The organism is Avibacterium sp. 20-132, from assembly GCF_023611925.1.
In the GTDB taxonomy this organism is placed as follows: Bacteria; Pseudomonadota; Gammaproteobacteria; order Enterobacterales; family Pasteurellaceae; genus Avibacterium.
This window is the reverse complement of the sequence record NZ_CP091456.1, coordinates 2,074,898-2,098,135: the sequence shown is the minus strand read 5'-3', so window position 1 is coordinate 2,098,135 and position 23,238 is coordinate 2,074,898. Positions and strand designations below refer to the sequence as shown.

The 23,238-nt window shown below is 39.6% G+C and carries 22 protein-coding genes; 9 read left to right on the top strand and 13 right to left on the bottom strand.

Annotated elements, in window-relative coordinates; genetic code table 11:
- The first annotated feature begins 197 nt into the window (after window positions 1–197).
- Genes L4F93_RS10085 through L4F93_RS10075 form a run of 3 tightly spaced genes read left to right on the top strand, consistent with a single transcriptional unit; the run spans window position 198 to window position 3,814 of the window.
- A complete protein-coding gene (locus L4F93_RS10085; protein WP_250350120.1) occupies window positions 198–1,742 on the top strand; it encodes a YjjI family glycine radical enzyme in 1,545 nt (514 codons plus the stop codon).
- A complete protein-coding gene (locus L4F93_RS10080; RefSeq protein WP_250350119.1) occupies window positions 1,742–2,539 on the top strand; it encodes a 4Fe-4S cluster-binding domain-containing protein in 798 nt (265 codons plus the stop codon). Before L4F93_RS10085 ends, L4F93_RS10080 begins: the two co-directional genes overlap by 1 nt.
- Window positions 2,540–2,563: 24 nt before the next feature.
- Window positions 2,564–3,814: a NupC/NupG family nucleoside CNT transporter gene (locus tag L4F93_RS10075; protein ID WP_250350118.1), complete on the top strand. Its 1,251-nt coding sequence runs from the start codon at window positions 2,564–2,566 to the stop codon at window positions 3,812–3,814.
- Between the two features lie 42 nt (window positions 3,815–3,856).
- On the opposite strand, the gene L4F93_RS10070 is transcribed toward L4F93_RS10075, so the two are convergent.
- Together L4F93_RS10070 and L4F93_RS10065 are read right to left on the bottom strand one after the other, a co-directional pair.
- A complete protein-coding gene (locus tag L4F93_RS10070) occupies window positions 3,857–4,315 on the bottom strand; it encodes a DUF4760 domain-containing protein (protein ID WP_442780717.1) in 459 nt (152 codons plus the stop codon).
- Between the two features lie 229 nt (window positions 4,316–4,544).
- Window positions 4,545–5,261 (bottom strand): YwiC-like family protein, encoded by a 717-nt coding sequence (locus L4F93_RS10065; RefSeq protein WP_250350116.1) that lies wholly within the window; start codon window positions 5,259–5,261, stop codon window positions 4,545–4,547.
- A 109-nt stretch (window positions 5,262–5,370) separates the two neighbouring features.
- Here L4F93_RS10065 and L4F93_RS10060 point away from each other — a divergent pair, with 109 nt between their 5' ends.
- On the top strand, window positions 5,371–5,721 hold the full coding sequence (locus L4F93_RS10060; RefSeq protein WP_250350115.1) for a RidA family protein: 351 nt from the start codon (window positions 5,371–5,373) through the stop codon (window positions 5,719–5,721).
- Here L4F93_RS10060 and L4F93_RS10055 read toward each other — a convergent pair.
- Complete coding sequence (locus L4F93_RS10055) at window positions 5,705–6,583, bottom strand: endonuclease/exonuclease/phosphatase family protein (RefSeq protein ID WP_250350114.1); 879 nt, start codon at window positions 6,581–6,583, stop codon at window positions 5,705–5,707. The genes L4F93_RS10060 and L4F93_RS10055 overlap by 17 nt on opposite strands.
- Before the next feature lie 160 nt (window positions 6,584–6,743).
- Here L4F93_RS10055 and L4F93_RS10050 point away from each other — a divergent pair, with 160 nt between their 5' ends.
- Window positions 6,744–8,072 (top strand): cation:proton antiporter, encoded by a 1,329-nt coding sequence (locus tag L4F93_RS10050; protein WP_250350113.1) that lies wholly within the window; start codon window positions 6,744–6,746, stop codon window positions 8,070–8,072.
- A gap of 96 nt (window positions 8,073–8,168) precedes the next feature.
- Here the strand turns inward: L4F93_RS10050 and L4F93_RS10045 are convergent, their stop codons facing one another.
- From L4F93_RS10045 to folP, 4 genes are all read right to left on the bottom strand, one after another.
- Window positions 8,169–9,509: an L-cystine transporter gene (locus tag L4F93_RS10045; protein WP_250350112.1), complete on the bottom strand. Its 1,341-nt coding sequence runs from the start codon at window positions 9,507–9,509 to the stop codon at window positions 8,169–8,171.
- Window positions 9,510–9,732: 223 nt separating this feature from the next.
- Window positions 9,733–10,200: a phosphohistidine phosphatase SixA gene (gene sixA, locus L4F93_RS10040; RefSeq protein ID WP_250350111.1), complete on the bottom strand. Its 468-nt coding sequence runs from the start codon at window positions 10,198–10,200 to the stop codon at window positions 9,733–9,735.
- Window positions 10,201–10,262: 62 nt separating this feature from the next.
- A complete protein-coding gene (glmM, locus tag L4F93_RS10035; protein WP_250350110.1) occupies window positions 10,263–11,597 on the bottom strand; it encodes a phosphoglucosamine mutase in 1,335 nt (444 codons plus the stop codon).
- A 60-nt stretch (window positions 11,598–11,657) separates the two neighbouring features.
- Window positions 11,658–12,482, bottom strand: a complete 825-nt coding sequence (gene folP, locus L4F93_RS10030) for a dihydropteroate synthase (RefSeq protein ID WP_250350109.1) — start codon at window positions 12,480–12,482, stop codon at window positions 11,658–11,660.
- Window positions 12,483–12,613: 131 nt separating this feature from the next.
- Here folP and L4F93_RS10025 point away from each other — a divergent pair, with 131 nt between their 5' ends.
- On the top strand, window positions 12,614–13,504 hold the full coding sequence (locus L4F93_RS10025) for a DUF3298 and DUF4163 domain-containing protein (RefSeq protein ID WP_250350108.1): 891 nt from the start codon (window positions 12,614–12,616) through the stop codon (window positions 13,502–13,504).
- A 218-nt stretch (window positions 13,505–13,722) separates the two neighbouring features.
- Here L4F93_RS10025 and grxD read toward each other — a convergent pair whose 3' ends face one another.
- From grxD to ompA, 5 genes are all read right to left on the bottom strand, one after another.
- Entirely contained in the window at window positions 13,723–14,055 is a 333-nt protein-coding gene (gene grxD, locus L4F93_RS10020) for a Grx4 family monothiol glutaredoxin (protein ID WP_250350107.1), read from the bottom strand.
- A gap of 83 nt (window positions 14,056–14,138) precedes the next feature.
- Window positions 14,139–14,927, bottom strand: a complete 789-nt coding sequence (locus L4F93_RS10015) for a TPM domain-containing protein (RefSeq protein ID WP_250350106.1) — start codon at window positions 14,925–14,927, stop codon at window positions 14,139–14,141.
- Window positions 14,920–15,363: a TPM domain-containing protein gene (locus tag L4F93_RS10010; RefSeq protein ID WP_250350105.1), complete on the bottom strand. Its 444-nt coding sequence runs from the start codon at window positions 15,361–15,363 to the stop codon at window positions 14,920–14,922. The genes L4F93_RS10015 and L4F93_RS10010 overlap by 8 nt, the downstream gene beginning before the upstream one ends.
- A gap of 12 nt (window positions 15,364–15,375) precedes the next feature.
- On the bottom strand, window positions 15,376–15,957 hold the full coding sequence (locus tag L4F93_RS10005) for a LemA family protein (protein ID WP_103853020.1): 582 nt from the start codon (window positions 15,955–15,957) through the stop codon (window positions 15,376–15,378).
- Window positions 15,958–16,051: 94 nt separating this feature from the next.
- On the bottom strand, window positions 16,052–17,074 hold the full coding sequence (gene ompA / locus L4F93_RS10000) for a porin OmpA (protein WP_250350104.1): 1,023 nt from the start codon (window positions 17,072–17,074) through the stop codon (window positions 16,052–16,054).
- A 481-nt stretch (window positions 17,075–17,555) separates the two neighbouring features.
- Between ompA and ydiJ the strand changes: the two genes are divergently transcribed.
- The 3 genes from ydiJ to hemH are packed head-to-tail and all read left to right on the top strand — an operon-like array spanning window position 17,556 to window position 22,044.
- Window positions 17,556–20,651 carry a D-2-hydroxyglutarate dehydrogenase YdiJ gene (gene ydiJ / locus L4F93_RS09995; protein ID WP_250351680.1) on the top strand — a complete coding sequence of 1,032 codons (3,096 nt, stop codon included), beginning with the start codon at window positions 17,556–17,558 and terminating at the stop codon, window positions 20,649–20,651.
- A gap of 8 nt (window positions 20,652–20,659) precedes the next feature.
- Window positions 20,660–21,079, top strand: coding sequence for a hotdog fold thioesterase (locus tag L4F93_RS09990; protein WP_250350103.1), 420 nt, complete (start codon window positions 20,660–20,662; stop codon window positions 21,077–21,079).
- Window positions 21,076–22,044, top strand: coding sequence for a ferrochelatase (gene hemH, locus L4F93_RS09985; RefSeq protein ID WP_250350102.1), 969 nt, complete (start codon window positions 21,076–21,078; stop codon window positions 22,042–22,044). The genes L4F93_RS09990 and hemH overlap by 4 nt, the downstream gene beginning before the upstream one ends.
- Window positions 22,045–22,328: 284 nt before the next feature.
- Here hemH and L4F93_RS09980 read toward each other — a convergent pair whose 3' ends face one another.
- Complete coding sequence (locus tag L4F93_RS09980; RefSeq protein WP_046097284.1) at window positions 22,329–23,153, bottom strand: tyrosine-type recombinase/integrase; 825 nt, start codon at window positions 23,151–23,153, stop codon at window positions 22,329–22,331.
- Window positions 23,154–23,238 lie beyond the last annotated feature (85 nt).

Genomic DNA, 23,238 nt, shown 5'->3' with positions numbered 1-23,238 from the left:
AAGACAAGGCAACAGCGACCGCACTGTACAAATGGTACATAAGGGGCTGTCCACACTGTCTTATTTTTATTTGAAATAACGCTATTTTTAACTATCTACATTATTCCTCAAGTCTGTGATCTAAATCACGGTAATGCGTCCTTTCCTTAGGTAGAATGATTGCCAACTCGGCATAAATTTTATACAAGGAGCAACCCATGCAAGCCTCACTACAAGATATTCTCGATGTGGTTAAAGCGAAAAACCTCACTTATCATCAAAAATTAATGAGCTTAGGCAATATTGCTGAGCGATTATTTAACCCCATTGATTTATTAGGTTACACCGAAGAAGAATGGGAATACATTCAAAATCATATGATTTGTGATTTATGTGAGGGTTATGCTATTTATCGTCCACGTTATATTTTGCCTGATTATAATGTGTATATTCAAAAAGGCTGTAAATTCCTTGACTTACCCCCACCCAAAGATCTTGATGAAGTGCTAGATGGATTGCTTATTCTCTATTCCCACGTTCCTTCTATTACCACTTACCCTGTTTATATTGGCCGTTTAGATGCCTTGCTCGAACCATTCATTACTGATGAAAAACAAGATTATATTAAAATTAAACGTTTCTTAAACCATATTGATAAAACCATTGCGGATTCATTCTGTCATGCCAATATTGGTCCTTATGATACTAAAGCGGGGCGTTTAATTTTACAGGCTGTCATTGAGTTAGAAAACACCACGCCAAATATGACGATTCGCTATGACAAACAAAAAACCTCTCGTGAATTTGCAGAACTTGCAGCGAAAGCCTGTTTATTAGTCTCAAAACCATCTTTTGCCAATGACGCTTACTACATTGAAGATCTGGGTGAACAATATGGTATCGCAAGTTGTTATAATGCTCTGCCTGAATGTGGTGGCGCTTATACACTCACTCGCTTGAGATTAGGCACGATCGGGCGTGCTTGTTCAAGTGTAGATGAAATGGTGAACGAATTGTTACCGAAAGTAGCAAAACTCGCCCTTTCCACAATGGATAAACGGCATAAATTCTTGATCGAAGAAAGCAATTTCTTTGAAAGCAGCTTCTTGGCACAAGAAGAATTTATCAAACGTGAAAACTTCACGAGTATGATTGCGATTGTTGGACTAGCCGATGCGGTGAACCATCTTTTACAACAAGAAGGTATCAATGAAACCTTTGGGCAAAGCCAACGTGGTGATGAAATTGCCACATTAATTATGGATAAATTACAAGCAGTGAATAATGCTCATAAAGGGCTTTATGTGGAACGTACTCATCAGCATTATTTACTACACGCACAAGTCGGGGCAAGCAACCACGAAGAAGATAAAATGAATACCCCTGCACACCGTATTCGCGTGGGTGAAGAACCTACTTTGCTTGCGCATTTAAAACAATCAGCCCCATTCCATAAATATTTCCCATCGGGAACAGGTGATCTTTTTGCATTCGATCAAACCTATACCGATCATTTAGATGCGGTTGTCGATATCATCGAGGGAGCATTTGCACTAGGCTATCGTTATATTACGACTTATCTGAAAAATACCGATCTCATTCGCGTAACGGGCTACTTAGTGAAGAAAAGCGAGGTTGAACGCTATCGCAAAGGAGAAGCGGTATTACGTGACACCACTTGGTATGGTGCAGGAACAGACGATTGTGCGAATGTCTTTGATCGCCAATTACGTGATGAAGAAAACGTAACATCGAATTCATAATGGTTACACGTACTACCCTATCAACTATCTATGTGCCTCTACATCGGATCATTCCCTTTTCCAATGTAGAGGGACAAGGTAATCGCACCAGTATTTTTTTACAAGGGTGTAAATTAAATTGCCTTTATTGTCACAACCCTGAAACAATTCCAAGAAAGAACAGTGAAGCGAAATTAGTTAGCTTGCAATATTTGTATGATCAAGTAATGAATGCAGTGCCTTTTATTCGCGGGGTTACCGTTTCTGGCGGGGAACCCACCATTCATCATAAAAAATTGATTCCCTTATTTCAGGCTTTACGCCAACAAGGTCTAACCTGTTATCTTGATAGTAGTGGCTTCTTTGATTATGACAGCACCCAAGCCTTAATTGCCGTAACGGATAAATTTCTCTTTGACCTAAAAGGTGATGGCTTAGGATTGCAAACACTCTGCTTTGAACGGCGAAATCAGCAAGGCAAGGTGCCAAATCAAATTATCCCCACAACGCAACATATCAAAACAGAAAATCTCACCCGAAATTGGCAAAATCTTGCCAAATTATTACCGCACTCAAAAATTGAAGAAGTGCGGTTGGTTTTTATCAAAGATTTTTTTGATGCCTATCGCTTAGTGGAAAAAGCGGCACAGCTATTGCGAGATTATCCCGATGTATTATTCAAAATCATTCGCGTGCATAGCAAAGGCGCAAGAGACGAGGCTGGTTTAACCCCTTTTATTCCTACGATAGAAGAAACCGAGGCACTGGCAGAATTTGCCAAACAATGCGGCATACAAAAAATGACTACGATTATCTAAATTCATTCATCAAGGAGCGTAACTATGGATCTCATTATCAGTATTGTCGGGATTTTCGTCCTGCTTGGCATTGGATTGCTGTTTTCCAACAATCGCAAAGCCATTAATTTTCGCACTATTTTCGGTGCATTAGCCATACAAATCGGCTTTGCCGCACTCATTTTATATGTTCCCGCTGGAAGAAATGCTCTACTTAGCACCGCTGAAGGCGTAAGCAAAGTCATTAATTACGGTAATGAAGGGATTGCATTCCTTTTTGGTAACCTTGCTGATCCAAGCAATATCGGCTTTATTTTCGCCTTCAAAGTGCTACCGATTATTGTTTTCTTCTCTGCATTAATTTCTGTATTGTATTACATCGGTGTGATGCAATGGGTGATCCAAATTATTGGCGGTGGCTTGCAAAAAGCACTCGGCACCTCCAAAGCAGAATCAATGTCTGCGGCAGCCAATATTTTTGTTGGACAAACGGAAGCCCCACTGGTTGTGAAACCATTTATTAGTCGAATGACTGAATCCGAACTCTTTACTGTGATGGTAGGCGGAACGGCTTCCATCGCAGGTTCGGTATTAGCCGGCTATGCAGGAATGGGCGTACCACTTACCTATTTAATCGCCGCCTCATTTATGGCTGCGCCTGCTGGATTATTGTTTGCTAAATTGATGTATCCACAAACAGAAAAATTCAGCGATAGATTAGAAGAAAACGTCAAAACAGACAAACCCAATAATATTGTGGAAGCCCTTGCAAATGGTGCTGCATCAGGGGTAACGCTTGCTATTAATGTAGGGGGAATGTTGATTGCTTTTATTGCCTCCATTGCATTATTAAATGGCTTAATCGGCGGTATCGGTGGCTGGTTTGGCTATGGCGATCTGACCTTACAAAGCCTACTCGGTTATTTATTCCAACCTATTGCTTTTATTATTGGTGTACCTTGGCAAGATGCTGAAATCGCCGGGCAAATGATCGGAATGAAATTAGCTGTCAATGAATTTGTTGGTTATTTAGAATTTGCCCAATATCTACAACCTGATGCTGTCGTTCAGCTTAGTGATAAAACCAAAGCTATTATCACCTTTGCCTTATGTGGTTTTGCTAACTTCAGCGCAATTGCCGTGCTAATTGGTGGCATTGGCAGTATGGCACCAACCCGCCGCTCAGATATTGCACGCCTCGGCTTAAAAGCGGTAATTGCAGGCACACTCGCCAATTTAATGAGCGCAACAATTGCAGGAATATTTATTGATTTAAGTGGTGCGGTGTTGGGGTAAACGTCATATAAAAATTAAGGGCTATATCTCAATAGCCCTTGTTCATGTATTTTTATGGGATTTTAAAGGTTCTTTTCCCCATTTATCTGCCAGTTGTTCAAATTCTTGAAAATAGGTATTTTTATTTTTTCTCCTACGTAATTCCATTATTAGCGGCTTTGCATTTATCCAAACATTCATTACATTAGAATATTGTAATTCTTTGTAAATTCGTTCTTCAAACGCACCATACTTAATCCCTAATGCAATAAACTCATAACGATTTAACAAGGTTCGGATTGCATTTTTTATCACTTTTTTATTTTCATTTTGTTCTTCTTCACTCACATCAAGATAATCTAAAAATGACGCATTTTTTGGTAATTTAGCAATAATCAACATCGCATTCGTCAATTCTTTATCTTGATTTTCTTGTAATAACAGCTCAATTGTTGCTCTTTGCCTTTGCATTTCTTGATTATGATTCAACGTCTCTTTCGCGGATCGCCCATTAGAAAGAATGGCTTTTCTTGCATAATAACCTGTTACAAGAATAGATAAAATTATGGTTCCTGTTTGTATTCAGAAGCCATAACTCTCACAAAAGTGAATTATTACTAAGGTATCCATTAAAAGCCCCCCAGCCTTTCATTAAATTTATTTTACTCATATTTATCCCCTATAATTAGCCCTAAAAGAAATATTTTGACTAGAATGATAGGAATTTCTCCCTATTGTCAAGCTTTTACCCTCACAAGCTTATCCATACCAACATCACAAAAAACAATAATGACACACCCATTTCAACCATTCCTACTTGCTTTACTGAAAGTTTATATTTAGGAAGGATTAAGGCGCGGAGAAATGGTGGAAAAAAGGCGAGTGCTAACCCATATTGCTGACATAAGACAAAACCTAATATACAAAACAAATGAAAAAGAATGGAAATTTGTAAATATCGAGGATTTTTGCGTTCACGCATTACAGATTTAACATAAAGGGTTACGCCCACAAAAAATAGGCTTGGATATAGCGCTACCCAGTAGATTTTATGATCGAATTGCGAGTTAGCGAAATAATAAGCGGCCATTCCAGCGATCGCAAAAATAATAATCCCTGCAAAATCATTAAGTAATGCTCGCTCATTTTTTTGTTTTACATAATAAATATTCACTGCCACAAAAGGTAACATTGCGAGTAAAAAATAGAATATATGCCAGTTATGCAACAAGGCAGGTAAGGCAAAAAGTAAGCTAGCTGTCGCGTAAATTAGCGTCCATTTACGATAAAATTCAAGATTTCTGCCTTTAAATAAATTTAAAAAAGGATAGGTCATCAAATAAAGAGAGAACCACGCTAGCAAAAGAAATAAATGGAGTGTTATCGGCGTGGAGAGCAACATTCCGTATAAAAACGGCATTAATGCCATCACGATAGCACCGTGTTGATTGGAAATAAGCAATTTCATAATAAATTTTCTAAGTGCGGTGAAAAATTACCAAGAATTTTAGCTATTTTTACGCACAATCGCTATAATCTTTGCGAATTATTTTTATTTCATAGAAAGGAAAAAAACGATGACAACTATCCAACGTTTTCACACCAATCAACGCCTTGCTGAAATGTGCATTTACAATGGCGTAGCTTATTTGGCGGGGCAAGTGCCAGAAAATACTCAAGGTAATGCCTATGAGCAAACCAAAGAAGTGCTAGGTTTGATTGATAAATTGCTGGCGGAAGCAGGTTCAAATAAAAGTAACATCTTAAATGCACAGATTTTCTTGGCTGATATGCAAGATTATACGGAAATGAACCGAGCTTGGGATGAGTGGGTGGATCGTCATAATCCACCGAGCCGTGCAACCGTAGAAGCAAAACTCGCACTGCCTGAGTGGAAAGTGGAAATCGTCATTACGGCTGCGGTTTAAGCAAGGTTAATTCCACCAGTAACGGATTATGATCGGAGCTGGTGGTTTGCATCGTGCGTGCAGACTTCACATTAAAACCGCGTACAAATACCCAATCGAGCGGATTCGCTAAAAAACGTAGTCTGTCATCTGGCTGAAATGAGACAGGAACTAAACCATAAAGTGCGGTGAGTTTTTTGATTAAATTTATCCGCCCCCTATTCCACGTATTGAAATCCCCTGCCAGAATAATTGGCCCTTGATGCGATTTAATCAGTTTAAACATTGCTTCTAACTGCTGTTGATAGCGAACTGGGTTAAGCTCAAAATTGACCAAATGTAAATTAATCGTTAATAAAGATTGCCCATTCGCCAACGGAAACCTCATCGCATTCCCCACTTTAGGAATACGAATCCAAGGCTCGACAGAGGAACCCGCACAGAAAGATTGTGGCTGAAAATGGCTCATCAGCATTACCCCAGATTGCTTCCCCAAGTAAGCAAAGCTACTGGCATAAAGTGCGGTAGGAAATTGCTGAGAAAATTGCTGTGCTAAATGTTGCTCGCTAGATACCTCTTGCAAAAAAAGGAAATCGGATGATTTCGCAAAGCGCGAAAGTGCGTTTTGCCAACCTTTATCTTGCCCTTTGTGCATATTCCACACTAACAGACGAAAGTTCTGCTGCGCAATAGGTTTAACAGATTGTTCGGTATAAAAACAGGTCACTGCGCTATCCAGTACTTTATGCTGATAAGCCAATGGGCTTTTGGTATGAAATTGAATTTGCGGAACAGGATAAATTTCTAGGCTATACCACAAATAGCCCAAACCAAGCAAAATCATCCCTAATAGGGCAATAAAAAAGGATTTTAGTTTACTCATTTTGATGTATTTTGAAAATTTGTGCTTTCTAAATAATAGCAGTTTACTTATACTACGCCAATTAATTTGGCTTATTCTCCATCCCTTTCCTTTATCAAGTGGAGCAAAATGAGCCACTTTTCTTAGCAAAATTCTTTATTATTTTGATTAAGGCTCTTCAATGAACGTTTATACCTACATTTGCTTTCTCTCTGCCATTTCTATTTTGATTGGTTTTATTACGCAAAAAATTAATGACAAAATTCAATATACCATTGCCATCACTGCCACCTCAATGGTTGCTTCTCTGGTTTTGTTAATAATGGGGCATTTCAATTTATTGCACATTGATTCACTTGCCAAGGGCGTGATGGAACAAATTGATTTTAAAAGCTTTCTGCTCAACGGGATTTTAGGTTTTCTTCTCTTTGCCGGGGCGCTAGGCATAAAACTCCCCGTAATGAAAAGCCAAAAATGTGAAATCACCATTCTCGCCTTATTTTCTACTTTCGCCTCCACATTCCTTATCGGTTCAAGTTTTCATCTTTTAACTTACGTCCTTGGCTGGGAAGTGGATTTTATCTATTGTATGTTGTTTGGTGCATTAATTTCTCCGACTGACCCTATTGCCGTATTGGCGATTATCAAAAATCTCAAAGCACCAAAAAAACTTTCGATGAAAGTAGAGGGAGAATCCTTATTTAATGACGGGGTCGGCTTAGTGATTTTTACCACTATTTTTGCCGTCGCATTTGGGGGCAAACAGCCGACAATCGCCGATGTCAGCGAACTCTTTTTTATGGAAGCAGGCGGCGGATTATTATTTGGCTTAGTCCTTGGATTAATCGCACACTTTCTTATTTCTGCTACTGATGATGGTAGTTTAGAAATTCTCCTTACGCTTACCATTCCTACGGCGGGTTTTATGATTGCCGATTTACTTGAAGTTTCCGGCGCATTAGCAATGGTGGTGTCGGGCATCATTATCGGTAACTGGACAAGACACACAGGATTTTCCAAACAAAGTCAGCACTATTTAGATCATTTTTGGGAAATGATCGATCATTTCCTCAACTCCCTTTTATTCCTGTTAATTGGCGCGGCAATGTTATTAGTAAATTTCACCTATCAAGGCATTATCCTTAGCTTGATTGCTATTCCATTGTGTTTGTTGTGTCGTTATATTAGTGTATGGACGCCCTTTAAATTTCTCAGTATGAAAACCACATACAATCCATATACCTTACGCATTCTCACTTGGGGCGGTTTACGCGGTGGGCTTTCACTGGCAATGGCACTTTCTCTTCCCGTAGGTAGCCTATATATCCCTAAAATTGGTATGAACGTGCGCGATTTGCTCTTAGTGATGACCTATGCAGTGGTAATGTTCTCCATTCTCGTCCAAGGCACAACCATTGAAACAATGGTTCGTAAATCTAAAGAAGCCACCTTACAAGCCAGAGGCTATGTAGGGTTAAAGCCTGAGCATAAAGAAGAAAAAGACGCATAAAAAAGATAAAAAAGAAAGGCTAACTCAAGTTAGCCTTTTTGATAGGAGAGAAAAAATTCTAAAAAAGCACCGCACTTCTCTTTTCTTTTTATAAAATTAAGCTTTACGCAAAATTCTGCTTGAAACCACGCCCGCGGTCATTGCCCCGTTTACGTTTAACGCGGTACGCCCCATATCAATGAGAGGTTCAATGGAAATGAGTAAACCAACTAATGCTAAGGGTAAGCCCATCGTAGAAAGCACGATAATTGCTGCAAACGTTGCGCCTCCACCAACGCCAGCAATACCGAATGAAGAAAGGGTTACCACTAATACAAGGGTAAGCAAAAATTCTAACGACATTGGATCAATCCCCACGGTTGGCGCAACCATTACGGCGAGCATTGCCGGGTAAATGCCGGCACAGCCGTTTTGCCCGATTGTTGCACCAAAAGATGCGGCAAAATTCGCAATGGCTGACGGCACATTCAATTTTGATACTTGGGTTTCAATATTCATTGGAATTGTTGCAGCACTGGAACGGGAAGTGAAAGCAAAAAGTAACGTTGGGAAAGCCTGTTGATAGTAACGAACTGGATTTACTTTCACCAAAGCAAGTAAAATACCGTGTACCACGAACATTAAGAAAATCGCCAAATAAGATGCAACAATAAAGCCAAGCAAGTTAAGAATATCAGCAAGATTTGAGTTGGCAACCACTTTTGTCATCAAGGCCAAAACGCCATAAGGGGTAAGGCGAATCACCACACGAACAAGGCTCATCACTAATTTATTTAAACTTTCAACACCTTGTGATAATCGTGCCGCTAATTCCTCATCCTCTCGACGAATACGCAGAATCGCCACGCCTAGAAATGCGGCAAAAATCACCACACTGATAATTGAAGTTGGGTTGGCCCCAGTAAGTTCTGCAAAAGGATTTTTCGGAATAAAAGAAAGCAACATTGTCGGCACATTTAAACCTGCCACCTTTTCTGCGCGTCCTAGAACGCGATCTTGTGCAGCAAGCTCACGCTCACCTGCCACCAACCCTTCGGCTGAGAGATCAAATAAATTTGCCATAGTAATCCCTATCACTGCTGCAATTGCGGTGGTGAACAGTAATACAGAAAGAACACTGACACTAATCTTGCCTAAAGAGCTTGCTCCTTGTAAACGTGCAACCGCAGAGAGAATGGAAACAAAGACCAGTGGCATTACGATCATTTGCAATAATCGCACATAACCGCTGCCCACAATGCCAATCCAATTCAGGGTTTCTTTCATCACTGGCACATTACCGTCATAAAATAAATGCAATGCGCCGCCAAATAATCCCCCTAATACTAACCCTAAAAACACGCTACGTGATAAGGTATGATTTTGATTAAAATACCATTTTATGCCGATCAACAAGCCGATAAAAATTGCTAAATTGAGTGCAAGATAGCTCCACATTATTGTAACTCCTTAATTTATATCATCATTAGTATAATATATAAGATAATCTGTGTAGCTCAATGACGTTTTTGGCATATCTTATGCCATTTTGATCTATCAAATTAGCTTACGTAATCAGGATTATTCGTTATAGGCAGGGGCAACCTATTACACGCCGTAAGAAAAGGAATAAAAACAAAAAGTGCGGTATTTTTTACCGCACTTTTTCTTACGCAATAGGCTATCTAGGATAATTGATGCTTTCCACTTTTCCTATTGTGTCTTCACAATGGATGTCCACTTCAACAAGCGTGGCTGGGTAAAAATTGGCAGGATTTCTGCCGCACAATTCACGTACGATATCCCCCACCAAAGGTAAATGAGAAATAATCAGCAAGGTTTTCACACCGTCTTCCAACAGCACATTCAAATAATCTCGCACTAAGCCTGCATCCCCATAGGGTGTGATCCCCTCCCACGTTTCGCACTTAGTTTGCAGCTGATTTTGATACGCCAAATTCACTTGCTCAAAGGTTTGTTGCGCACGCAAATAAGGGCTAACAAGGACTTTATCCAACTGAATATTCATAGAATGTAGCCATTGCCCTTGTTGATATGCTTGCTGTTTACCCTTTTCTGTGAGAGGTCTTGCACTATCTGAAGGGGCGATGGTCTGCGCCTCACCGTGTCGCATTACAAAAATTTTCATACTACTACTCTATTTAATTAGAAGAAAAGAAGCGAAAAACTCGCTTCTTTTACACCGCACTATTAATTGGCGCGCACCGCTTCTGCAATTTCTTCAGCACATTGTTGCGCAAGTGTGCCATCCTCACATTCAACCATTACACGAATTAATGGCTCTGTGCCTGATTTTCTTAATAAAATACGTCCCTTACCTGCTAAGCGTTTTTCCACTTCAGCGGCAACGGCTTTCACTTGTTCGCTTTCTAATGGATTACTGCCACCTGAGAAACGCACATTAATTAATACTTGTGGGAATAATTGCACCGCACTTGCCAATTCATTGAGTGATAAACGATGTTCTACCATGGCGGCTAATACCGCCAGTGAGGCGATTATGCCATCTCCCGTGGTATTTTTATCTGCAATAATGATATGACCTGAGTTTTCACCGCCAAGTAACCAGCCATTTTCTTGCATTTTTTCTAACACATAACGGTCGCCCACATTAGCGCGCACAAATGGGATCGCTAATTCTTTTAAGGCGAGTTCAAGGCGCATATTACTCATTAATGTTCCTACCACACCGCCTTTTAATTTGCCCGCGCGTAAGGCTTCGCGTGCAATAATAAATAGGGCTTGGTCGCCGTCTACTTTATTACCAAGGTGATCCACTAAGATTAAGCGGTCGCCATCACCATCATAGGCTAAACCAATATCGGCTTTGGTTTCTAACACTTTGTCCTGCAAGGCTTTAATATCGGTCGCACCACATTTTTCATTGATGTTCATTCCATTTGGTTGCGTCCCCATTTCGATCACCTCCGCCCCCAATTCACGCATTACATTAGGCGCAATGTGGTAAGTTGCGCCATTGGCACAGTCCACCACAATTTTGTAATTTTCTAGGCTTAAATGCGCAGGAAAGGTGCTTTTACAAAATTCAATGTAACGCCCTGCTGCGTCATTAATACGGCTTGCGCGCCCAAGTTGAGCCGATTCAACGCAATCCATTGGCTGTTCTAGCATTGCCTCAATCGCTTCTTCCACGTCATCAGGTAATTTTGTGCCTTGAGTAGAGAAAAATTTGATCCCGTTATCATAATAAGGATTATGAGAAGCTGAAATCACGATACCCGCTTCAGCTCGGAAAGTGCGCGTTAAATAAGCAATGGCTGGGGTTGGCATTGGACCGGTAAAAGCGGCGGAAAGCCCTGCTGCCGCCAAACCTGCTTCAAGAGCGGATTCCAACATATAGCCTGAAATGCGGGTGTCTTTCCCAATTAATACGGTACCGTAACCCTGCGTTGCTAGCACTTTTCCTGCTGCCCAACCAAGTTTAAGGACAAAATCAGGGGTAATCGGTGAAGTCCCAACTTTTCCACGCACGCCATCAGTACCAAAATATTTGCGTTCTGCCATTTGTATTCCTTTTTATTTTTTATAGTTAAAAATTAGTACATTAATTGTACATTATTATGATTATGCCATTTGCGTTGCTTGCCAAATTTTTAATGCCTCTGAAGTGGGTGCAACATCGTGGACACGCATAATTTTTGCCCCATTTATGACGGCAATTAAGGCGGCGGCAACGCTGCCCACAATACGCTCATCAACTGGCTTCTCTAATACCGCTCCAATCATTGATTTACGCGAAACGCCGGCTAAGACAGGATAATCTTGGGTAAATTTCGCTAACTGTTGCAACAATTGATAATTATGTTGTACGGTTTTCCCAAACCCAAAGCCCAGATCCCAAATAATGTTTTCTTTTTTCATTCCGGCGGCTAAACAAAGTGCGGTGCGATTTTCCAGAAAATTTAATACCTCTTGCACCACATTTTCATAATACGGATTTTGTTGCATTGTTCGAGGCTGCCCTTGCATATGCATTATGCAGGTGGGTAACCCTAATTGTACGGCGGTTTGCAATGCATTGGGTTCAGTTAATGCACGAATATCATTAATTAAATCCATTCCGACTTTCGCACTTTCCGCCATCACTTGCGCCTTCGATGTATCCACAGAAATCCAACAATCAAAGCGTTTTCTCACTGCTTCCACCATAGGCACAACGCGATCTAATTCTTGTTCAAGACTCACTTCTTCTGCCATTGGGCGGGTGGATTCTCCCCCAATATCAATAATGGTCGCCCCTTCATTAAGCATTTTTTCCACTTGAAATAAGGCTTTGTCGCGGTCAAAAAACAGACCGCTATCTGAAAAAGAATCTGGCGTGAAATTTAAAATCCCCATAATTTGGGGCTGTGATAAGGAAAGGGTTTTATTATTAGCTTGTAACTTCATAATTTTTTATATTGCATCGAAATTCGGTCAATTATAACGAAATATTTATGCAAACAAAATATAAACATTTTGTCGCGTAAAACGCATTATTCACTTATACTGACCACAAAACAATCAAGAGGAAACCCCAAATGAACAAAACCATTTTTGCCTTAAGTTTTTGTACGATTTTTTTACTCTCTGCTTGTGATGATAAACAAGTGGCTGAATTACAGCAAAAATTGCAACAAGCGGAAACAGCCCAACAAAGCCAGCAGCAAGAAATCACCCAACTAAAAAATGAACTCAATGCACAAAAATCCTTATTTCCGACATTGCAGGTAGAAATTTCACCGCTCTTCCAAAAAGAGGAAACATTCAATCTCAAAAACACTGAAAGTGAAGCAAATATCAATGTTTCAGTTACGATACCTGAAACCCATATTGAATGGCTTGATGCTTTGCTTCGCCAACAATGGGCGCAATATATCGCAAATGAAGAAAATGAAAATTCGCCACCACTGACTACAATCGACAAAGATCAACTCCGTCAAAAATTTGCACAAATTTATCAAGAATATCGTAAAGAAATGTTAGCCGAAGGCTCAATAGGAAAAGAATTCTCTCTTTCCTCCTACTACCTAGGACAACGCCAAAATTGGCTAGGATTTAGAATAGATAGCTATACTTATGAGGGCGGTGCGCACGGGTTTGGTATGACTCATTATCTCAATTTTGATGTTCAGCAAAAAGCCTTGATCACCCTTGAAAAATTAATTTCTCCAGAAAATCAGCCCAAATTACTCGATGCGCTATGGAAAATTTACATACAGGGGCTTGAGCCGGGGGAAGTCCCTTTTACTTCTTTAGAGGGTTTCTATATTTCACCTGAATTTTATTTCGATCAAGAAGGAATTCATTTCGTTTATCCGCCTTATGCACTTAATTCTTATGCAGAAGGGGAAAGGACGTTAGATTTATACTGGAAACAAAGTGAAATTAACTTACTCAATAGTGAATATGTGAAACCTTGGCTTAAGTAAAATAAGAAATAAAAAAAGTGCCTCATTAGAGGCACACTCGGAAAGCAAAATATGACCATTACAGGCTATTAAAATAGCACTTATTATGGTGCAAATAATATGCAAATCATTTCCAATAAGCAAAGAGTAATATTTAAATTTGTGAAGTAATTCACGGTTTTAATAATAAAAAATTGAGATAAAAAAACCGCACTTGTATAAGTGCGGTATAAATTTTATTAATTTTCTTCTTTATGACGCTCAGCCACTTCAGATAATAAGGTTTGTAATTCGCCTTGTTGGTACATTTCCAGAATAATATCACAGCCCCCAATTAACTCACCTTCTACCCATAATTGCGGGAAAGTTGGCCAATTCGCATAGGCAGGAAGTTCTGCACGAATATCTGGGTTTTGTAAAATATCCACATAACCAAAAGGCACTTTACAATTCATTAAGGCTTCTACCGCTCTTGCTGAAAATCCACAAGATGGGAATTTTGGTGAACCTTTCATATAAATCAGAATTGGGTTCTCGCTAATTTGTTTTTTAATACGTTCTAAGGTTTCCATAATTGTCCTCGTTTTTAATTAAGTGGGCAGATTGTAGCATAAGGGGCTTGAGATACCAATAACCCGAGCAGAATAATCAAGTATTACCAACTTCCGCCAGCACCACCGCCACCAAAACCGCCACCGCCAAAGCCTCCGCCAGAACCGCCACCAAAACCACCAAAGCCGCCTCCTGAGCCAAAACCGCCTCCAACACCACCGCTACGGCGTCTGCCAATAGGTGGTTGGCGGAAAATTTGTCCATTGTGATTATTGGTGGGGCTGATATAAGGCGTTCTACGCCAACTTAGTTCGCCAAACAGCACAAATAAGACAAAAATACTGATCATTATGATTGGAATATATTGTGTCCAATCATCCTCTTCCGTCTCAGCAGTATCATATTCCCCTTTACTTGCGGCAATGATGTAATCCAATCCACGATCAATCCCGAGCATATAATGCCCCTGTTTAAAGGCGGGAGTAATGACATTACGTATGACGCGAGAAAGGAAAGCATCAGGCAACGCTCCTTCTAGTCCTTGTCCTGTGGCAATAAAAATCTTACGATCGTTGATGGCAATCAACATTAATACGCCATTATTTAGCTGTTTACGACCAATGCCCCATTTATCGCCCAATTCAAAGCTATATTGTGCAATATCATAATTCCCCGTACTTGGAATTAACACCACTGCAATTTGTGAACTGGTTTCTTTAGAATAAGCAACTAGCTTATTTTCCAAACGTTGTTTTTCTGATGGAGTAAGGGTTTTAGTACAGTCATTGACATAATGAAAAGGATTAGGCGATGGTGGGAAATTAACCGCATTCGCGGTTAAACTCCAAAAAACAAGCAAAAAAACGACCGCACTTTTCATAAGCTTAATCATTAATAATCACCTCATTATCCAGCTCATTACGATCATTTGGCTGAATAGGAAAATGCTGTGCCAACACTTGAGCAATGTTATTAATCGCATTAACAACGCCTTGAGTATAAACCTTTTGCTTAAAATGCGTTGTCATTTCAGCACATTGTGCTTGCCAAAAGTTTTCTCCTACATACTGATGAATGCCTTCATCACCAATAATGGCACATTGATGATCCTTATAAGCAATATAAATCAACACGCCATTACGCGCTTGTGTGGCTGTCATTTCTAATTTTTGAAAAACAGATAAGGCGTGTTCCATTACCGAGCTTGATGATTTTGCAATGTGGCGTTCAATATAAACACGCAACTCTGCGGAAGTTTGTTGTTCGAGGCGAACAATTGCCGCCTCAATTTGCTTTTTGTTAAAAGGGATTCTTGAAAATAGCGCCATAATAGATCGATCTTAGTTAAAACTGACAACCGGTGCGTTTTCAGATCCCACGGCAGATTTGAAGTAAGGTTTTTCTTTAAAACCAAAAATCATTGCCGCTAATTTCGTTGGGAACTGGCGAATTTTTTGGTTATATTCACGCGCTGCCTCATTAAATTTATCACGAGCAACATTAATGCGGTTTTCTGTCCCTTCTAATTGGGCTTGTAAATTCATAAAGCCTTCGTGAGCTTTAAGATCTGGATATTTCTCTACTGTGACTAATAAACGTGATAATGCCGATCCCACAGAGTTTTGTTGCTGTTGGAATTGCGCTAATTGCTCTTCTGTCATATTACTTGGATCAATTTTAGTTTGGCTCGCTTTTGCACGCGCTTCCATTACTCCCGTTAAGGTTTCTTTCTCAAAGTTAGCCTGACCTTTTACTGTATTCACGATATTGGGAATTAAATCTGCACGGCGTTGATATTGCGATTCAACATTCGCCCATACGGAATCAATTTTTTCTTCTGCTTGCACTAAACCATTGTAGCTGGTCATTAATGTAAAACCGGCGATGACAGCGACAATTAGCACAATAATCCACTTTTTCATTCTCTTTTCCTTAACGATAAAATGATGAGATAACAAAAGACCTAAACTTTCGTTTAGGTCTTTTTTATAAACGTATTAAAGTATTAACGAAAAATTATTCGTTACCTTTAACCGCGATTTCTACACGACGGTCATCAGCTAAACAAGCGATTAATGCTTTACGACCTTTAACTGAATCACATTTAGCACCAGTTACAGGGTTTGCTTCACCGTAACCAGTTGCAGAAATAGCTTGTTGAGAAACACCTTTAGATACTAAGTAGTTTGCAACAGTTTCTGCACGACGTTGTGATAATTTTAAGTTCGCAGCTTCTGAACCGATACGGTCAGTGTAACCCGCTACTGCAACGTTTGCAGATTTTAATTGTGCGATTTCACCGTAGATGCCATCTAATGTGCTTTGTGCTTCTGGACGTAAATTAGATTTACCGAATGCAAACGTTACATCAGAGCTTAATGCGAAAGTTTTAGAAACCACTTTAGGCGCTACAACTGGTGCACTTTGACCGAAACGGTAAGATAAACCTGCTGTTACAGAACCAATGCTTGGTGTGTAATCTACACGTTGACCATCTTGCTCTAAACGACCAACACCATTAACCCATTGATATTCAACGCGTAACGCTAATTCTGGTAATGATGGAAGATTATATTCTAAACCACCAGCGAATACAGGAGATACTTTTAAGCTATGCTCATGGAAAGTTCCTACTGATTTAGGAGTTTTATAATCTGAACGAATTAATGCAGCACCAACACGACCATAAACATCTAAACCTTCTAATACTGGATAGCTCGCTTTTAAGCTTAAGTGCGCACCATGGTTAGTGTGTTTGGCAACTGTTTTACCAGCTTGACGAAGTTTAGCACGACCAAAATCATCGTAACCTAACTCAACAGCGAAGTTGTCAGTAATTTGGTAACCACCAAATACACCGTAAGTTACGGAATTACGTAAAACACCATAATCCGTACCATCTAAACGACCATAACCATCGTGGAAAGATGCCCAACCAGCTTTAGCACCAGCATAGAAAGTATTTGCTTGTGGTGCAGCTTGTGCTACTGATGCAGCAGTTAAACCAGCGATAGCTAATGCGATTGCAGTTTTTTTCATTTGGATGATCCTCTATTTAGTCATCAATAAATTTAAAATGAAAGTTTCATTTAGTATCAGTTGCCAAATGAAACCTAAACACATAATGTGTGTACGTTGATCTTAAACTTTTTTTACAAAAAAACAAACTTTTTTATAAAATAGCCCCATAGTTTATGGCTAAGTTTAATCTTATAAGTATTTAGAGAACGATAGCTTCTCTATTTCTACTTCGCTTATGCGTTCAATCTAATTAAGATCGAACCTATTCAAAGCGGATATATTATCAGCTTGAAAAAATAGAAAATCAAACGATTTTTCTCTTTTTAGCTCAAAATTCATACAAGCACTTACTATTCAAGATGATTTTTTGAGCAAAAATAAGGCAATTTTATCGCTTTACCTTTCAGAAAAAACAAAATTGATCCCTTTCTTTCGATGAAAGGATCATAACAATATGCTAAACTTCATTCATTATGTTAATCATTGTATGAGTAATAAAATGCTACCACGTTTATCTGATGTCCCACAGCTTTCCCCTTTAGTTTCTGATTATTTGGAGGAACTCAAACGCCAACATTTTACTGGCGATATTGCTTCAAGCTATGCAGATCGCTTAAGCCTTGCAACGGATAACAGTGTGTATCAGCAACTGCCACAAGCCATTTTGTTTCCTAAAGATACCGCTGATGTGGTTCGCCTAACCAAATTAGCACAAAAAGAAAAATACCTTTCTCTCACTTTTACGCCACGTGGTGGTGGCACTGGCACGAATGGGCAATCCCTAAATAACAATATTATTGTGGATCTTTCACGCTATATGAGCAAAATTCTTGAACTCAATGTGCAAGAACGCTGGGTGAAAGTGCAAGCCGGCGTGGTAAAAGATCAACTCAATCAATTTTTGAAACCTTATGGCTTATTTTTCTCGCCAGAATTGTCCACCAGCAACCGTGCTACGTTAGGCGGAATGATCAACACTGATGCCTCAGGACAGGGGTCATTGCGTTATGGCAAGACCTCTGATCACGTTTTAGGCTTGCGTGCAGTATTAATAGACGGCGAAGTGATTGATACTCACGCACTCAACACCGCAGATTTTGAGCAATCATTACAGCAACAACCTATTTCTCAGCGTAGTCGCCATCTGCATCAAGAAATTTTTCAGCGCTGTCAGCAAAAGCGTAACGAAATCCTGCGTGATTTACCACAGCTTAATCGCTTTTTAACAGGCTATGATCTCAAGAATGTCTTCAATAATGATGAAACTGAATTTAATTTATCCCGCATTTTAACGGGGTCAGAAGGTTCACTTGCGTTTATTTGTGAAGCCACCTTAGATCTCACCCCTATTCCACAATATCGCACATTAATTAATATTAAGTATCGCTCTTTTGATGCAGCGTTACGTAATGCCCCCTTTATGCTAAAAGCCAACGCACTTTCGGTAGAAACCATAGATAGCAAAGTGCTAAACCTTGCCAAGCAAGACATTATTTGGCATTCAGTGAGCGATCTACTTATCGAAGATCAAGAAAATCCCATTCTTGGTTTGAATATCGTAGAATATGCTGGCAATAGTAAATCATTGATAGAAAAACAAGTGGCACAACTTTGCCTACAACTTGATGAAAAAATCTCGCAAAATCAAGATGATATTATCGGTTATCAAGTTTGTAATGATTTATCCTCTATTGAACGTATCTATGCAATGCGCAAAAAAGCCGTCGGTTTATTAGGCAATGCAAAAGGTCAAGCAAAACCGATTCCGTTCGTTGAAGATACCTGCGTTCCGCCAGAACATTTAGCGGATTATATTTGTGAATTTCGTGCGTTATTAGATCGCCACCAGCTTGAATATGGAATGTTCGGCCACGTTGATGCGGGCGTTTTGCACGTTCGCCCAGCCCTTGATTTATGCGATAAAGAACAAGTGAAACTGTTCAAACAAATTTCCGATCAAGTGGCAGAGCTGACACATAAATATGGTGGATTAATTTGGGGCGAACACGGCAAAGGAATGCGTTCACAATATGGTGAAACCTTCTTCACGCCTGAATTATGGCAAGAATTACGTTATATCAAAACGCTGTTTGATCCGCACAATCGGTTAAATCCGGGCAAAATTTGCACCGCACTTGATAGTACTCAAACACTCTACGCTATCCTATCGCCAATGCGTGCGGATCAAGATCGTCAAATTCCAATACAGATGAAAACGGAATTTGCTGGAGCAATGAATTGCAACGGTAATGGATTATGTTTTAATTTTGATGTACATAGCGCAATGTGTCCTTCAATGAAAGTAAGTAAAAATCGCTTATTTTCGCCGAAAGGACGTGCGGCAATGGTGCGTGAATGGTTACGTTTACTGGCGAACCAAAGCATATCCCCTGAGCAATTAGATTTTCGCAAAAACCAAATAAAACTCACCGATTTTGTAGCCAAAATTCGTCATAGCCTTGGAAAATTACGCGGTGAATATGATTTTTCTCACGAAGTGAAAGCGGCGATGGATACCTGTCTTTCGTGCAAAGCCTGTGCTAGCCAATGTCCGATAAAAATTGACGTGCCAAGTTTCCGTGCGAAATTCTTACATTTTTATCATCAACGTTACACTCGCCCAATTAAAGACTATGTGGTGTCTAATGTAGAGTTCATCGCCCCTTATATGGCAAAAGCACCGACATTTTTTAACTTTTTCACGGCAGCCAAAATCACTCAGCCACTAGCCAAAAAAGCCTTAGGAATGGTGGATTTACCCTTATTAAGCCAACCGAATTTGCAACAGCAACTGGTTGCCCTCAATTATCAAGGGTTAAGTTTAGAACAATTAGAACACTTAAGTGAAATCGAAAAGCAAAATATGCTGCTTATCGTACAAGATCCTTTCACTTCTTATTATGATGCCAAAGTCGTGGCAGATTTTGTGGCACTTACTCAAAAATTGGGCTATCGTCCCATTTTGTTGCCTTTCAAGCCTAATGGCAAAGCCCAGCATATCAAAGGTTTTCTCGCTCGCTTTGCTAAAACAGCCAAAAATCAGGCGGCATTTTTAAATCGAATGGCGCAGTTAAATCTGCCCCTCGTCGGCGTAGATCCCGCCATCGTGCTGTCTTATCGTGATGAATATCGTGAAATTTTAGGTGATGAACGTGGTGATTTCCAAGTGCTTACCGCACATCAATGGCTGAAAAATCAGTTACATTCTGAGCAATTAGCGCAAGGAATAAAAAATTCACAAAAAAACCACCGCACTTTACCTGAAGGGCAACAGTGGCATTTATTCCCCCACTGTACAGAATCCACCGCCTTACCGAATAGCCCGAAAGAATGGCAAGAAATCTTTGCAGCCTTTGGGCAAGCCTTGCAAGTGGAAACGGTTGGCTGCTGCGGAATGGCGGGAACATTTGGGCACGAAACGCAACATTTTGCTATGTCTAAAGCAATTTATGCCAGTTCTTGGAAAGAAAAACTTGCCGATAAAAATCCTGATTATTGCCTTGCCACGGGCTACTCTTGCCGTAGCCAAGTTAAACGTTTTGAAAAATGGCAGCCGAAACACCCTGTACAAGCCTTATTAACCTTACTCAGTTAGAAAACACAATGAAAATTTGGAAAAAATCATTTACTTTAGACCAACTTAATCAATTTAATGCCCATTGTGCCGTGGCACATTTAGGCATTCAATTTCACGCCCAAGGGGACGATTGGTTGGAAGCCACGATGCCTGTTGATCAACGTACCACCCAGCCAATGGGTTTTTTACACGGTGGGATTTCTGCCGCATTAGCCGAAACCGTAGGTTCAATGGCTGGGTTTTGCTGTGTCGAAACAAACCAAGCCGTTGTTGGATTAGAAATTAACGCAAGCCACCTTCGCCCAGTTCGAGAAGGCGTGGTAACCGCCAGAGCAACCCCTATCCGCTTAGGAAAAACCACTCAATTTTGGCAAATTGACATTAAAGATCAAGCCGATAAACTATGCTGCTTCGCAAAACTGACATTAAGCGTGGTCAATCAATGAAAAAACCAAAAATCGGCATTATTCTTGCCAATTTAGGCACTCCAGATGCCCCTCAACCCAAGGCTATTTCAAGTTATTTATGGCAATTTCTGACCGATCCTCGCGTCGTCGATTTGCCCCGTTGGAAATGGTATCCTTTGCTTCGTGGCATCATCTTACCAATACGTGCTAGACGGGTGGCTGAAACTTACCGTAGTGTATGGACGGAGCAAGGCTCTCCCTTATTGGTCATTGCTAAACAGCAGCAACAAAAGTTACAGCAATATTTTACACAACAAGGAATCAATACCATTGTTGAAATAGGAATGACTTATGGCAATCCCTCTATGCAAAGTGCGGTGGAAAATTTACTCAAAAATCAAGTTGATAAAATTATTGTGCTACCGCTTTACCCACAATATAGTAGCACCACAACTGCGGCAGTCTTGGATTGTTTTGCTCACGCATTAAAGTCCATTCGAGGGCTTGTCCCATTTGAATTTATCCATTCTTATCATCTTGATGCGCATTATATTGATGCCTTAGCGCAAGCTATTAAAGCAAAAATGAAATCGGATGAATTTTTACTGTTTTCCTATCACGGTATTCCATTGCGTTATGAACAAGAGGGCGACTATTATCGTGAACACTGTAAACAAACCACCCTCGCTGTGGTCGATCGTCTAGGTTTAACAGAAAATCAATGGCAACTCTGCTTTCAGTCTCGTTTTGGACGTGAAGAATGGTTACAGCCTTATACGGATCATTTCTTACAAAATGCAACTCACCAGCAAGGTATCGAAAAAGTTGCGGTTATTTGCCCCGGTTTTTCTGCAGATTGTTTAGAAACATTGGAAGAAATTGAAGTAGAAAATCGCGAAATTTTTCTTCAGAATGGGGGAAAATCCTTCCAATATATCCCTGCCCTTAACGCAGAACCTGCCCATATCGAAATGATGGCGAAATTAATTAAAGAGAAAATATAAAAAAAATGCCTAGATGAACGTCTAGGCATTTTACTAAATTTTTTTAAAAATTAGACCGCACTTGCATTTCTAACGATCAATTACGCCCAATTTTTCTTTTTAGAGGTTTTACCAATCCTTTGCGTAAAACCTCTACAAGCACAAAAACTGTTATAAGTAATGCTACAGGATCTTTCACTATAAATACCCAGCCGATACACCGTGATTGATTAGCCCTGTAACATACCAATCTTGCTCCGATCTTACACAAAATCTAGAGTTTGTAAAGGCTGGATAGTGATATTTTATAATAAATCTGAGTTCACTTTTTCTCTAAGCATTTCAACATCACTTTCAATATAAGTTAATGTAACTCTCACATCTTTATGTCCAAGTAATTGTTTCGCAACATAAAGATTATCTGGATTTTTCATCAGATTGGTTGCTACAGTATGTCTGAAACGATGAGGAGAAACTTGAAAACCTAACTTATTTGAAATTACTCTAAAAAGGTGACTTATTTGATATTCTGTTGTGGTTTGACCTTTATATCGAGTTTTGCGAAATATATTAATATTGAATAACTGAGAATCAGAAGACTGTTTATATTTTCTTAGTTCAATAACCAATCTTTCAATATAAGGAAATAATCTCTCTGAAATAGGAATGCAATGATATTCATGATTTTTGTTAATCTCTGGAGAAATATGGATAACTTTCTGATATAAATCAATATCACCTATTTTCAAACGAAGTAATTGAGCTCGGCGAATCCCAGTAAAACGAAATGTATTAACTAATGCCTGAATAAACCATTGGGGATTCAATACTGTTGGCAAATTTTCCTCACTACTAAGAAAAAAATCTAATTTTATTAATTGTCGTTCGGTAAGAATTTTTCTTTTTGGCTTCCCTACTCGTAAAAATAATTTATCGCATGGGTTTTCATTATAGTTAAACAAATTCTGTTCAATTCCAAATTTATAAAGACACTTTAAATGCCGTAAATAACTATTCCAAGTGATTGGTTTAATTCCTTCCCCCACGACAGTGTTACGCCAATTAAGTAAATGAGTGCGCGTAATTTCATTGGGGTAAATTACATCACAACGCCGACATAATTGCCGTATTGCTTTTTCATAACTTTTCTTCGTATCTAAGCGTAAATGCTTGTGAAAAAAAATTGCTGTAATAATAGCTCAAATGTTGTGCTGG